This is a genomic window from Paenibacillus sp. FSL W8-0187 (assembly GCF_037969755.1).
GTDB lineage: Bacteria > Bacillota > Bacilli > Paenibacillales > Paenibacillaceae > Paenibacillus_AQ.
This window is the reverse complement of record NZ_CP150206.1, coordinates 1,238,478-1,251,541: the sequence shown is the minus strand read 5'-3', so window position 1 is coordinate 1,251,541 and position 13,064 is coordinate 1,238,478. Positions and strand designations below refer to the sequence as shown.

Annotated in this window: 13 protein-coding genes; 6 read left to right on the top strand and 7 right to left on the bottom strand. The window is 40.7% G+C overall.

Going from position 1 to position 13,064, the window contains the following annotated elements:
• Positions 1-165 precede the first annotated feature (165 nt).
• Positions 166-1,851 carry a hydroxylamine reductase gene (gene hcp, locus MKY48_RS05490; protein WP_339292471.1) on the top strand — a complete coding sequence of 562 codons (1,686 nt, stop codon included), beginning with the start codon at positions 166-168 and terminating at the stop codon, positions 1,849-1,851.
• A 198-nt stretch (positions 1,852-2,049) separates the two neighbouring features.
• On the opposite strand, the gene MKY48_RS05485 is transcribed toward hcp, so the two are convergent.
• Positions 2,050-3,237, bottom strand: a complete 1,188-nt coding sequence (locus MKY48_RS05485; protein WP_339292470.1) for an MFS transporter — start codon at positions 3,235-3,237, stop codon at positions 2,050-2,052.
• A gap of 589 nt (positions 3,238-3,826) precedes the next feature.
• Between MKY48_RS05485 and MKY48_RS05480 the strand changes: the two genes are divergently transcribed.
• The gene (locus MKY48_RS05480) at positions 3,827-4,258 is read left to right on the top strand and encodes an HTH domain-containing protein (protein ID WP_339292469.1); all 432 of its coding nucleotides are present in this window, start codon (positions 3,827-3,829) and stop codon (positions 4,256-4,258) included.
• A 147-nt stretch (positions 4,259-4,405) separates the two neighbouring features.
• On the opposite strand, the gene MKY48_RS05475 is transcribed toward MKY48_RS05480, so the two are convergent.
• A complete protein-coding gene (locus MKY48_RS05475; RefSeq protein WP_339292468.1) occupies positions 4,406-5,410 on the bottom strand; it encodes a carbohydrate-binding protein in 1,005 nt (334 codons plus the stop codon).
• Positions 5,411-5,546: 136 nt separating this feature from the next.
• On the opposite strand from MKY48_RS05475, the gene MKY48_RS05470 reads away from it, so the two are divergent.
• On the top strand, positions 5,547-5,726 hold the full coding sequence (locus tag MKY48_RS05470; RefSeq protein ID WP_339292467.1) for a hypothetical protein: 180 nt from the start codon (positions 5,547-5,549) through the stop codon (positions 5,724-5,726).
• A 270-nt stretch (positions 5,727-5,996) separates the two neighbouring features.
• Here MKY48_RS05470 and MKY48_RS05465 read toward each other — a convergent pair whose 3' ends face one another.
• From MKY48_RS05465 to MKY48_RS05450, 4 genes are all read right to left on the bottom strand, one after another.
• Positions 5,997-6,503 (bottom strand): DUF4190 domain-containing protein, encoded by a 507-nt coding sequence (locus MKY48_RS05465; protein ID WP_339292466.1) that lies wholly within the window; start codon positions 6,501-6,503, stop codon positions 5,997-5,999.
• 257 nt (positions 6,504-6,760) lie between these two features.
• Positions 6,761-7,339 carry a hypothetical protein gene (locus MKY48_RS05460; protein WP_339292465.1) on the bottom strand — a complete coding sequence of 193 codons (579 nt, stop codon included), beginning with the start codon at positions 7,337-7,339 and terminating at the stop codon, positions 6,761-6,763.
• A gap of 42 nt (positions 7,340-7,381) precedes the next feature.
• Positions 7,382-7,876, bottom strand: a complete 495-nt coding sequence (locus MKY48_RS05455; protein WP_339292464.1) for a nuclease-related domain-containing protein — start codon at positions 7,874-7,876, stop codon at positions 7,382-7,384.
• 21 nt (positions 7,877-7,897) lie between these two features.
• The gene (locus MKY48_RS05450; RefSeq protein ID WP_339292463.1) at positions 7,898-8,080 is read right to left on the bottom strand and encodes a hypothetical protein; all 183 of its coding nucleotides are present in this window, start codon (positions 8,078-8,080) and stop codon (positions 7,898-7,900) included.
• A gap of 423 nt (positions 8,081-8,503) precedes the next feature.
• Between MKY48_RS05450 and MKY48_RS05445 the strand changes: the two genes are divergently transcribed.
• Positions 8,504-9,907: a helix-turn-helix transcriptional regulator gene (locus tag MKY48_RS05445; protein ID WP_339292462.1), complete on the top strand. Its 1,404-nt coding sequence runs from the start codon at positions 8,504-8,506 to the stop codon at positions 9,905-9,907.
• Between the two features lie 264 nt (positions 9,908-10,171).
• Here MKY48_RS05445 and MKY48_RS05440 read toward each other — a convergent pair whose 3' ends face one another.
• Positions 10,172-10,501, bottom strand: a complete 330-nt coding sequence (locus MKY48_RS05440) for a nucleotide pyrophosphohydrolase (protein WP_339292461.1) — start codon at positions 10,499-10,501, stop codon at positions 10,172-10,174.
• A gap of 198 nt (positions 10,502-10,699) precedes the next feature.
• On the opposite strand from MKY48_RS05440, the gene MKY48_RS05435 reads away from it, so the two are divergent.
• A complete protein-coding gene (locus MKY48_RS05435; RefSeq protein ID WP_339292460.1) occupies positions 10,700-12,568 on the top strand; it encodes a DUF2075 domain-containing protein in 1,869 nt (622 codons plus the stop codon).
• Between the two features lie 96 nt (positions 12,569-12,664).
• Entirely contained in the window at positions 12,665-13,063 is a 399-nt protein-coding gene (locus MKY48_RS05430; protein ID WP_339292459.1) for a (deoxy)nucleoside triphosphate pyrophosphohydrolase, read from the top strand.
• The last annotated feature ends 1 nt before the right edge of the window (position 13,064 follow it).

Genomic DNA, 13,064 nt, shown 5'->3' with positions numbered 1-13,064 from the left:
AAGAAGAAACGGACCGGGTTTGTGATTAAACTCACTACTTAAAAAATTGTGATTGCAATCACTATGTCGGTTGTGGGAGCGAAGTATACTGTCTTCAACAGTCCAATTGCGAGGCAATCATTTACTGACCTTACGACTAATAATCACGAAATTGGAGGAGAAATAATGAATAACAACGCCCAAGAGACCTTACAGCATCAGCCGTCCATGTTCTGCTTTCAATGTCAGGAAGCATCCAAAGGAACAGGCTGCACCATTGTCGGAGTATGCGGCAAACCGCATGATGTGGCAAACCTGCAAGATTTACTGATTTATCTGCTGAAAGGTATCTCTTTTCTCAGTCTGGATGTCCAGCTGCCGGAGGTGCTTGAACAGCGCGTATCGCTGTTTATTATGGACTCCTTGTTTGCAACAATTACGAACGCCAACTTTGACCGCGAGGTTTTTGTGGAAAAAATCCGGGAAGCGATAGAGCTCCGCGGAGAGGTGCGCACCTATTATAACGAACAATATCCGGAGGGAACCGCCAATCTCCCTGATGCTGCCGTCTGGCAAGCGGATAACGAAGCTGCTTTTGATGAAAAGGCACGTACGGTTGGTGTCCTCTCGACCAAGAATGAAGACATCCGCTCGCTGCGCGAATTGATTACTTACGGCTTGAAGGGGATGGCTGCTTATATGTACCACGCGCTTCATCTGGAGAAGGATGATAACGAAATAAACCGTTTTATGCGCCGTGCACTTGCCGCCACGCTTGACGACAGCCTTGAAGTGCAGGATCTGGTAGCTTTGACGATGGAAACCGGTAAATACGGCGTAAACGCCATGGCGATGCTTGATGAAGCGAACACTTCCGTTTACGGAAATCCTGAAATTACGAAGGTAAATATCGGGGTAAGAAACCGGCCCGGCATTCTCATCAGCGGCCATGATCTGAAGGATTTGGAGGAGCTGCTGAAGCAGACGGAAGGAACAGGCGTGGACGTGTACACGCACAGTGAAATGCTGCCTGCCCACTATTATCCGGCATTCAAGAAATATGAGCATTTTGTAGGCAATTACGGGAATGCCTGGTGGAAGCAGAATAGCGAATTCGCAGCCTTTAACGGACCGATATTAATGACGACCAACTGTATCGTTCCGCCGAAAGACAGTTATAAGGACCGTATATATACAACAGGCAACACTGGGTTTCCGGGTGTCCGCCATATTCCAGAAGGAAAAGACGGTACTCCCAAAGACTTCTCCACACTGATCGAGCAAGCGAAAGGATGCCCAGCTCCAACGGAACTTGAAACGGGTGAGATCATCGGCGGTTTCGCTCATGCCGCTGTGATGAACGTGGCCGATCAAGTCGTCGATGCCGTGAAATCCGGGGCGATCCGCCGCTTCTTCGTCATGGCCGGCTGCGACGGACGGATGAAATCCCGCAATTATTACACCGATTTTGCGGCTGAACTTCCGAAAGACACAGTCATCCTGACTGCAGGCTGTGCCAAATACAAATACAATAAACTGGATCTAGGCGAAATCGGCGGTATTCCGCGGGTCCTGGACGCTGGTCAATGCAATGATTCTTACTCCCTCGTCGTGATTGCATTGAAGCTGAAGGAAGTATTCGGCCTTGAGGATATTAATGATTTGCCGATTGCCTATAACATTGCCTGGTATGAGCAAAAAGCGGTGATCGTGCTGCTTGCCCTGCTATATCTTGGCGTTAAAAATATTCATCTGGGCCCTACGCTCCCTGCATTCCTGTCGCCTAACGTTGCCAAAGTCCTCGTGGAAAACTTCGGTATCGGCGGCATCACCAATGTGGAAGATGACATGAACATGTTCCTTGGTGCCTAAAAAAAGAATGCCCTCACCGGGGCATTCTTTTTATTAAAATTCAGTAATTTTCATAGCGTACTGAGCCGTAGTTCATAAAAAAACTGCAAAATGGGATGCTTTAACTTCATCCTATCTGCCATGTTTAAAATCCGCTTTTTGCCAACGCGTCTGTCCTCCAAAGACAACTGTTCTTGTTTTTGTGGAGGATTAGTCACATCAGCCGCGTTGAAAAGATATTATATTTCTCAATCGACTTCCCGTGAAAATGCTGCTCACTAGCAGTACGAATCCACCAAACAGATAGGGCAAGTTAAAGTGGACTTCAAACAAAATACCTGCCAGCATCGGTCCAAATATCGTACCGAGACTTGTATAAGCGTTATTCATCCCTGCAACAAATCCCTGTTCATCCCCGGCCACTCTGGATAGCAGCGTATTGATCGTGGGGCGCAATATATTATTGAACGTAAAGAACAACATCGTGACTACCATGACATAGTAAAAATGGCCTGAGAATAATAAGAATACAAGGGATACTGCCGATAACAACAACATGGCAACGATGATCCGTTTTTCTCCGAATCGTCGTGTGATCCGGTCAGTGAACAACAATTGATTCAACGTGCCGATGAGCGAACATACGGTAAGCAGTATAGAAATTTGACGCGTTGTGAATCCGTAGACTTGTACGACAAAAAGCGGGAAAATCGCTTCAAAATGCGTTAAACCAAAGGTCATGGCGAAAACAATGAGCAACAGGACAAAATAACGAGACCGAACCGAAAGCACGATTTGCCGGAATACATTCTCGCTCTTCTCCTTCACTTGACTACGCATCTGGCGATTATCCGCCGACAGCGATTCAGGGAATCCCCATAGACTGCAAACCATCGCCAGCAGCCCTACACATGCGGATACATAGAAGGGCATCTTAATGCCCCATTCCGCAAGCAATCCGCCGACACCCGGTCCAATAATAAACCCGGATGTCATCGACGCACCTAACCATGACATGGCCTTGCTGCGCTGCTCATCTGCTGTAATGTCGGCAATATAAGCAATGATGGACGGGATTAAGGCTGCTGAGCCTATTCCGCCAATCAATCGCGATACGAATAATAAAGTTAGATCGCCCGCGAACGCTGCGAGCAAGTTGGAGATGGCGAACAAGATCAAACCTATGATAATCATGGGTTTACGGCCATATCGATCTGACAAATTACCTGCAAGAGGTGAGAATAGAAACTGGGTCAGGCCAAAGCAGGAGACCAAATAGCCCGCGGCCTGTCCGCTTGCCGTAAACTGCTCAAGAAGTTCCGGTATGATCGGAATGACAAGGCCCATACTTAGATTAGCGAGAAACATGTTGAGCAGTAGTAATGGAAACGCTGACTTTTTTAACATTTAGGACCACCTATATCGAATGAATAAAAACCATGAAGCAGAAACTGAATAACAGTCCCCCTTAATCTGCATTTGTATATGTTAGCATGCGGCTATCTACAATAAAAATATGAAAAACATATAAGGTCTTAATCTTTTTGATATACATGCAGGATGCCTTGAATAATTCTTACGGCAACCGACACATATCAAGTTCAGAAAATCGTTTTTTTTTGAAATATGATGCTCCGGCACTAAATGGATTCGATTTTGACTAAAGAAAACTCCCCTTCAAGCAGTCGGTTTTTTTACCTGTCTGCTAAAAGGGGAGCATATCACAAGGCTCGGAGCCTTTTGATTCAATTATTTCCGAAAAGTGGACGCCTGCTAAGAGGAAGTAAAATATTGAGGGGTGCGTCAATTTTTGATGTATCTTCATCACGATCCCCATCTCCCAACTTTACGGAAGGCGAACTTTGTGAAGCCTATGGGAAGACCGTGCGAAGCGGAGGATTCCACTACCTTTGATGAAAATTTATATTAATTCCATAAATTGAGATATATTAGAAGCGGCTAGAGTTACTACTATCCGAAAGGGGATTGTGAATCTGTGGACTCTATTAAAAAAATAGTTATACCAAACAATGACGAAGATGAGTTCGGTCGGTTGTTTGAAATAGTTACCAAAAAGTATCATATATCAACGCAGTCGTTAAGTTTGATAACCGGAATTGATGAAGAGCTAATTAATAAGCAGGAGTATGGGCATGACTTAGCTACATTAAAACAGTTATTGGTCATGTTATCTACCGGAATGGAACAAGTCGGGGAGGATGAACGAGTACGGGGAATAATTGAGGTCCTAAATCAGGTTTTTAATATTACTAACCAAACTATTGCCTTGTATTCTAGAGTAGATGAAAACGATGTGGAGCAAATGTTAAACGGTAATTACGGCCAAATTTCATTTGAAAATCGCTACCGCATTGCAACTACATCAATATTTCTTCACTACCTGTTTAAAAGAACCTCGTTACGCTAATTAAATGGCCCCCAATTTACAGGAGGCCATTTATATTAAAGATTAATTCTCCAAGTAATCGTATTAGGAACAGTTTTAGCTACAGGAGTAAGTCCGAAGTATGCTGTACCATCCAAATGTGCGTTATTTACATATCAATGTAACACCTTAATTCTTTCCGCCATAACCCTTATAAGTAGCATAAACTGCATCTGCATATTGATCTGCCAGAATAGGACGGCCATAAGAATCCGTGGCTCCCGGATACCAGTTATCTCCACCGTTGTAGTGTAATAATCCGTTGTAGATATTTCCAAACTTCGTAATCTTCTCATTTAAAATTAACGCGCCCAGATATACCTGATCTTGTTCACTGCTATGATTATACGCACGGCCAAATTTTGAGCTGAATTGAGATAAATACGCATTGCGTGTGTTTGGTTCTACCTGCATCAATCCGTCGCCGGCCGATGGACTACCTGGTAAACCTGCTCCAAAGCTGCTTTCCTTTTTGATAACAGCACTTAACAATAAAGCAAAATCTCCGCCTTTCCCATAGGCATTGTCCGCATTCATGACATATGTCCATATATGGCTTGGAACCTCGGCAGGCTTTGTTACTGTAGGAGGTGGTGAACCCGTATAAATCTTGACCGATGACATTTTGTCATTGATCGTGTTGCCAACCCAGGAAGAATCTGAAGTAAAGGTCCACTTGGTTCCTCCAAAATTATCATTCTCATATACTTCAACCGTCCAACCGCTTGGAACCTTAAGAGACGACATCCAGTCATTCGGAATTCCGTTTGCATTCAACTGAGACAGTGTATAATTGCCTATCCCGAGTGTCACTGCTTTTCCTCCATAGTTTATATCTGCATAGAACGTCACTCCGTTTGTTGTCGGTGGCGTAGTTCCGCCGCTACCGCCTTTCTGCCATAAAGCAGGAACATTGGACGGTTCCCAACCTACGAGAGAAGTATGTGCCTGAAGACAGGTATAAGTGCTTCCACTATAGGTTACTGTGTCATTTGCTGCATATGCAGTATTTGGAGCCCATGCTCCTCTAGCGGCTGCGTTTACTGACGGTAAGGCTGCGCAAAATGTGGATAGAAATACTACTAAAACTACCAAAAGTGATAAGCGCTTAAAAGAAAACCTTTTATTAGTCATTTTCAAACCTCCTTGTTCTTTATTTATCTGTAGCGCTTACATGAGACATGCCACAGGTTTTTACTGTACTATTATCTTACTTTATTTCCATTTTCCGAATTAATTCCACAATTTTTTAATGATACGGTAGGAGGATGTGAAGATCGGGACCAAAAAGGCAATTCAAGTCGTGCTAAAAACAGAAGAAAAACTATGGAAAAATGAAGGGGAAGGATTCAATAAAAAAACCGAGGAAAAACAGGAGTGCATACCTGAATTTCGCCCGGCTTGTAACACAACTTTAGGCTTTAACACGACTTTATCTGCTTTGAGATGACTTTAATTGCCTTCTACACCTATCGCACTAACAGTGCGCAACACTCCACATGTGACGAGTAGACAGTGATAACAAATTACAGGAATAGCATTTGCTCAATGATGGAGCGGCTAACTACAGCCGCCTTTTATTATACAGAAATGCAAGCACAATTACAGGAGCTATTCGCCCCTGCATATCAAAATTCTCCGTTCTATCAAGCCCTGTAGTCATATGTAGATAGATAGTCCGTTCAATAATTGACGGGGGTGTATCAAAATTTGACCCACCTTACCACCACATGTAGTTTACTACCAGTCCCCCACCAATAATTAAGATCATGACGACAACGGGTAATGTTGTTAGGGTAATCCCCGCTATCGCCATACCTCTTCCTTTAGAAGATTTTCTTGCAATAATACCTAAGATAAAACCAACAACACTAAGTATAAAAGCAAAGAAAATTGTGGCCATAGTACCTGGCGAAGTCATATAGCTGTACTGGGAATCAAAGCCCAACTTTAACATCCCTACTATGAAAAACAATATTCCGAATATACCGAATATTAATGATACTACAGCTTGTCCTAGTCTATCCTTTGGCTGATTCTTCATGGCTGCTTTTGTTGTTTTACTCGTGTTACCGGAAGGACTATCCGCTCCCCCCACTTTATTGGTTGCTGCCCTGTTTACTTGTGGACTAGCCGCCCTAGATTTACTGCTAACGGTCCTGTTAGCTTGGGCGGGCGTTGTCCTATTGGGCTGATTAAATGTAGTAGTTCTAGTGTCCTGTTTCACTTCTTTTGACCCCCTTCTGATATGTGTATGTAGTCATTTAGAACTATTCGACAAAACTTTCCAATATCCTCTTTACAATCGGAGCGACCACGATAGCAAGACAGGGTATCGTGAAGAGATAATTCGACAAATAGATGGAGAAGTAGTTGCGCGGGAATTTTTTGATAGGCTTTATTTATAAAACAGAAAGAGCCCAAGGGCTTCGCTTAGTCTTTCCTGATCAACAGAGAGCAACATTCCACATGCACTGTATCTCCTTAGGAATTATCCCGTTGCATATATTTTCCTGAACCTTTGTATTTATTGGTCTTTGTACTCCAGGTGAATATTCCCTCTGCCAGATCCCAGCCGCCTTCGTCTCTGAAGTTCTTCCAGTACTGATGTACTTTACCCTTTGAATCAATCATAACTCCCTGATCGCCCATCAATTGAAGAACTTTACTCAATGTCCCATGTTGAAGTCGATATACATATAACTGGGTATTCGAGGGGAAATAAGAGAACGTAACAGCCACATGTTTCTCGTTCTTCGATACTGTAAACACTTGGATCGTCGATTGTTTAAAGTCTTCATCACTTATAATACCTGTGTCAATTAAAACAACTCGTCCCTTTGAGTTAATCAGATAAAAATTACCCGATTCAGTGAGAATAAACGATTCTTTTTTCTTGTCATTGTTAATGTCATCGGTTTTGACGATCTTAACCACTTCATTAGGGTACTTTTCAGCAAAGATGTCCTTCGGTTTCTTTGCTGCAGCAGAGACATCACCCGTAAACGAAAAGAAAACTGCCAAACTAAGCAATAATGCCATTGTAGAGAATTTGCCTTTCATAAATATGCCCTCATTTCTGGTGTTATCATATCTTCGTTAATATTAACGTAACTTTGCCTTCTCCATATGCTCAGCCCGAATCTTCGGATCAGTGATGTTCGCCTCAATCAATGATTGATAGATCTTCTGAATATCAGCTTCCGATAAAACGGTATCCACCTTCTCCGCTTGAATCCGATTCATTTTGCGCTGAATATATTCGGAAAGCTCAACATCGTACACAATCAGTTCGTCCGACTGAATTTTTCTAAGCTCCGGATCTACGCTGAATCTACAACGCATTGTAAAAGAAACCAGTGAGATGAACCGGCTCTTTTGGTAGTCAGGGAGCAAACTTTTAATCGCTTGAATATGGCCGTAATTTTGCATAAAGGGATTGTACATTTTAAATCGGTTACTTACCGTCCATGACTTATTCTCTCTTGTTCCCTTAATCTCTCCCGTGTAGTTCTTCGTCTCGATGACAAACAATCCTTGCGGTGTAACTACAACATGGTCGATCTGCAAATAGCCCGTACGGGACTTCGAATTCGTCACCATTAAATCACTTACATACTTTCATCCCTTGGGGAGTTGATCAAGTTGAATATTAATCTTATGTTCACCCAGTTCACCAATACGAGTAGGTTGAACCTTGGGTTTGGCGTTGTTTCCTGATGTTTTGGCTTTATTCGTATGTTGAGCCGGCTTTTTCTTTGGCTTATCAGAGGATTTGAACAAGGATTTTAATTTTTCAAACATAGAAAAGCTCCGTTCTATATGTAATGGTGATTCACCCTGTTCAGTTAGATAAGCTCTTGCTGCAGTTGAGCAAATCCTAGAAACATTAATATCATATATGGATATAGTGATCACCTACCGCCATCTTATAAGCCGTATATTAATAGGTCAACCAAAAACTGGGATCTTCTATTAATACTAAAAGGCTCTATTAATACGGCTTAAAAAGGACGCATTTCAGTACTCTGTAAATTTTTTATGAATCAATGCTACTCCCCCTACATTAGATTCTTTAGAATTAATTACTAACTACGTATTTCTCTTTAATTTAGCTTATCTTTCTAATCCTACTATAAAGTTATTGACCAATGGTGTATTATGCATTAAATTACTTATATACGTCATTTTCCTGAATATGGAATTTGAATCTGGAGGGGGATATCCTTGATACCTACAGACACAACGATAAGTACGGAACTATTACGTTACCTGAAGAAGGAAAATCTCAGCATTTCCTCTTTTGCAAATAAATCGAGGATTAATTCAGGAACTCTCAGCCGATTCATAAAAGGGCAACAGCCCCTTTCCGTCTCCAACCTGGATTTAATTACTGAGGCCATGAATTTGGAAGAGGGATATTTTTATTCCTTATATGCGAATGAATGTATCATTCAATCATCTCCAAATTGGAGACGACTTGGCCCATTTATCATGCGTTGTGCCGAACTAGACAAACTCAAATGCTTAGATCACGTTATTGGTATGATGATGGATAATTTAACTTATTCTTCTTTGCTCTTTGATAGCGCAGAAGCGCTATATCACAAAGGAAATCTAGAGGCAGCCCTGATCATATACACAAAAGTTGCCGAAAGTGAAAAACACCAGCATGCCGAACGATTGGCTTTGTGTCAATACAGGATATTTACTTGCTCCCTAAACTCGAACCAGGAAAATAATCTAAACTGTACCATACAATTTGAAACTTATGTCAAGCGACTCCCTGAAGGGGTGCAATTAGATGCTTTAAAAGATTTAGCCAACACGTTAGTGTCCTTACGTCAATGGAATAAAGCAAAATACCATACTCAGGAAATGGGACGCATCTCCAGAGTGCTGTATGCTCAGAAACATAACCAAACGAGACCTAGCAGGAAACACACACAGCCAGCCAAGCCGTTGTTTGGATATATTTTATACTCCGATTTGCTGTTAGGCTCCATAGCTGCAGATAACGATGATTATGATCAAGCACTTTATTATTTATCCTGTTATGAGGATCAAAGCTGGATTATAGAATCAGATGAAACTGCCGAACGAACCAAAGAGCAGTTCCAGGAATGGGCCAGAGGTAACCGTTATCTATATGAACTAATGAAAGGTAACATAGAAGTACTAGAACCTTACATCGAGTATATCTCTTCTAGGGAGAACGAAGTACTAAGAGCTTTATTTAAAGTCATTCAAGCAGCTAACATGTATCATTTTGAAATTGAAAAAATTCTCGAAAGGTTTGAGAGTCTAATCACGGACCATCTTCAACGAGGAGGATCAATCGGAAGTTATTCAGAACATATAATAGATGATCGCTTTGCCAATTTTCTTACCGATCTTGGTATGTATTACATACGGAAGGAAAATATTCAAAAAGGATCGAAATATATATTGGGTAGCTTAGATCTCTCATATAAAATCAATAATGTAACTAACATCGTGAGATGCTGCTCGACGATTGAGCATATCCGACATAAGTTAAGTCATTCAGATCTCCAAAACTATGCTGCAATAATGAAGGAGGTTTATTATCGAAATGAAAAAAAAGTTAATGGTACTATCACTCATTCTTAGCTTCGTAGGAGCCCTTGTGTTGCCAGCTAGCCTAACTGTAGCTGATCCATTAAAACCGATTCCTACCATCCCGATGTCCACCACAAACAATCATGGTCAAGGCGGCTGGTAATTAGTTAAAACTACATACTGCCTTCGGCAGAGCTTTTCGGAAAGATTTGGATTAACCACACTCACGTTTCGACCAATCTTATATAGTGAGTTGAGAAACAGGGATAGAGCGCCCTTGCGACATTAGCAAGGGCGCTTTTTGTTTAGCAGAAACTACAACTCAGTGTATTTTTTATTACTCCCATAGGCCTTTTCGATCGGATACTTCCTTTCATTCTTCCTGAGTTTTGATTCCAGAGCTTCCTCAATATCTATTCCTACATCGTGACTCATTAATAGAACATAATACAAAACATCTGCAAGTTCATCTTTAATACCCTCTAAATTTTCTTTAACAACCTCATCGTTTTGCTTCCATTGAAAGAGCTCCAGTAACTCACTCGCTTCAAGTGATAATGAAATGGCTAGATCTTTGGCATTATGAAACTGTCGCCAGTTTCGTTCATCCCTAAATCGAATAATTTTCGAAGTCAATTCTTGCAACTATATTCCCTCCCCAAATTAATTCATTAAAATGCTATTGAAACACACCTATTTATGTGATTCTTTACTAAAGAACTTAATATGAAATGAAGCCTTATATACATAATAAAGGATTAGTGTGAACTTTTGTCGAAGAAAATCTAGTACAAATATACTATTATATGTATACCTAATTACAAAATTCGAGGTGGCATCAAAATGAAACTTTATTCTGGAACCTCTGCCCAGTTTATCGAGGACACCATTCAGAATCAAATTGCTGAAAAACTTAAGACTAGCTTTTTTCATCATTTCAGATATAATCCTTCTGATTCAGAAGTTAAGTCTTGGAAAAACTCACTGAGAGCAGTCTCACAAATATTTCAGTATTCGAACTTGAACAATGATAATGGTATATTCCTTGAGTACCAGTTGCCAATCAACTCTCAAAGATTGGATTGTATGATCACGGGAAAAGATGAGACAGGAAAAGAAAACGCCGTAATTATTGAGCTTAAACAATGGGATAAATGTGAAGCGTCAAATGGACAGAATGAGGTTGTGACATGGGTAGCTGGTTCAAAAAAAGATTTACTACATCCTTCAGTACAAGTCGGTAAATACCAACTATATTTAGAAGATACACTTACTGCATTTTATGAGGATAATCCTATAGATCTCTCTGCTTGCGCTTATCTACATAACTACAACTACTATTCAGATGATGTGATTTTTGCCGATAAGTTCAGCGAACCGTTAATGAAGTATCCTTTGTTCACTGGAGACGATGTAACTAAACTCAAAGAGTTCCTACAATCCAAGGTTGGCTTGGGTGATGGTATGGAGATCCTTAACAGAATTGAGCATAGTAAATACAGGCCTAGCAAGAAACTAATGGATCACGTAGGTAATACGATAAAAGGCAATTCCGAATATATCCTATTGGATAAACAACAAATTATTTACGATAAAATCTTTGCCTTTGCTCAGGATGGATTCCATGATAAACAAAAACAAGTGGTAATAATAAAAGGTGGTCCGGGGACGGGCAAATCTGTCATCGCCCTTAATTTAATGGCAGACCTATTATTGAATGGGTATAATGCTCACTACGCTACTGGTTCTAAGGCTTTCACTGAAACTTTACGTGAAATCATCGGGCGACGAGGCGGAGTTCAATTTAAATATTTCAATAGTTATATGGACGCTAAAGCTAATGAAATCGATGTTCTAATTTGTGATGAAGCACACCGAATTAGAAAGACTAGTAATAATAGATTTACAAAAAAAGAATATCGATCGGATTTACCTCAAATTGCAGAAATTATCAACGCCTCAAAAGTATCTGTTTTTTTCATCGATGATGATCAAGTTGTACGTCCAGATGAAATTGGTTCTGTATCTTACATAGCTAAGTATGCACTAGAAAACAATTGCAAAATATATTTTGAAGAACTTGATGCACAGTTCCGTTGCAATGGTTCCGATGGATTTATCAATTGGATTAACAATACATTGTCCATAAAAAAAACTGCAAACGTTCTTTGGGACTCAAATGATGATTTTGAATTTAAAATATTTAATTCACCTGTTGACCTAGACAATGCTATTAAAGAAAAAGTAAGTGAGGGACATAGCGCTAGATTAACAGCAGGTTTTTGCTGGAAATGGTCAGACCCGGTACAAGACGGTTCACTTATTGAAGATGTGATTGTAGGAGATTTTAAAAGGCCGTGGAATGCGAAACCTGGTGCAAGGCGATTAGATAGAACTATCCCTGAATCTTCTCTATGGGCGTACGATCCTAATGGAATCAACCAAGTTGGCTGTATTTATACAGCCCAAGGGTTTGAATTTGATTATGTTGGGATTATTTTTGGCAAAGATCTTACTTATAATCTTGATACTCAGTCCTGGGAAGGGCATAAAGAACATTCTCATGATACTGTTGTAAAGCGTTCGAAGGAACAATTTGTTGATTTAGTAAAAAATACTTATAGGGTGCTTCTAACACGAGGCATGAAAGGTTGTTACGTATATTTTATGGATAAGGACACTGAAAGATTCTTTAAGTCTAGAATTGAGTGAGCTAAAACAATCAAAAAACAATGGCCTGCTATAATAGATTATAAATGCAGAATTCACTACATAAAATACCAGGCTGCATGACCGGAGGTAACTTAAATGAAAAAACATATTCACGTAGTTGGAGCTGTAATCGTCGAAGATGGAAAGATTCTCTGTGCCCAGCGTGGAGCTACTAAAACATTGGCGTACAAATGGGAGTTCCCAGGTGGGAAAATCGAGGAAGGCGAAACGCCTCAGGCTGCATTAAAACGTGAGATCGACGAGGAAATGGATTGCGTCATTGAGATCGGAGAAGCGATCGAAACAACCGTGTATGAATATGACTTTGGTTTTGTCCACCTGACTACGTTTTATTGTCATCTGATAAGCGGGAAACCTACATTGACTGAACATGTGGCCATCTCCTGGCTGTCCCCACATGAGTTGATGTCTTTGGATTGGGCACCTGCTGATATACCCGCTGTAGAAAAAATCCAGGAGAAGTCGATAAAATAAA

What these genes read in the sequence shown, in the direction of transcription:
- hcp (WP_339292471.1), top strand. Translation starts at nt 166, where the DNA reads ATGAATAACAACGCCCAAGAGACCTTACAGCATCAGCCGTCCATGTTC.
- MKY48_RS05485 (WP_339292470.1), bottom strand. Translation starts at nt 3,237, where the DNA reads ATGTTAAAAAAGTCAGCGTTTCCATTACTACTGCTCAACATGTTTCTC.
- MKY48_RS05475 (WP_339292468.1), bottom strand. Translation starts at nt 5,410, where the DNA reads ATGACTAATAAAAGGTTTTCTTTTAAGCGCTTATCACTTTTGGTAGTT.
- MKY48_RS05460 (WP_339292465.1), bottom strand. Translation starts at nt 7,339, where the DNA reads ATGAAAGGCAAATTCTCTACAATGGCATTATTGCTTAGTTTGGCAGTT.
- MKY48_RS05450 (WP_339292463.1), bottom strand. Translation starts at nt 8,080, where the DNA reads ATGTTTGAAAAATTAAAATCCTTGTTCAAATCCTCTGATAAGCCAAAG.
- MKY48_RS05435 (WP_339292460.1), top strand. Translation starts at nt 10,700, where the DNA reads ATGAAACTTTATTCTGGAACCTCTGCCCAGTTTATCGAGGACACCATT.
- MKY48_RS05430 (WP_339292459.1), top strand. Translation starts at nt 12,665, where the DNA reads ATGAAAAAACATATTCACGTAGTTGGAGCTGTAATCGTCGAAGATGGA.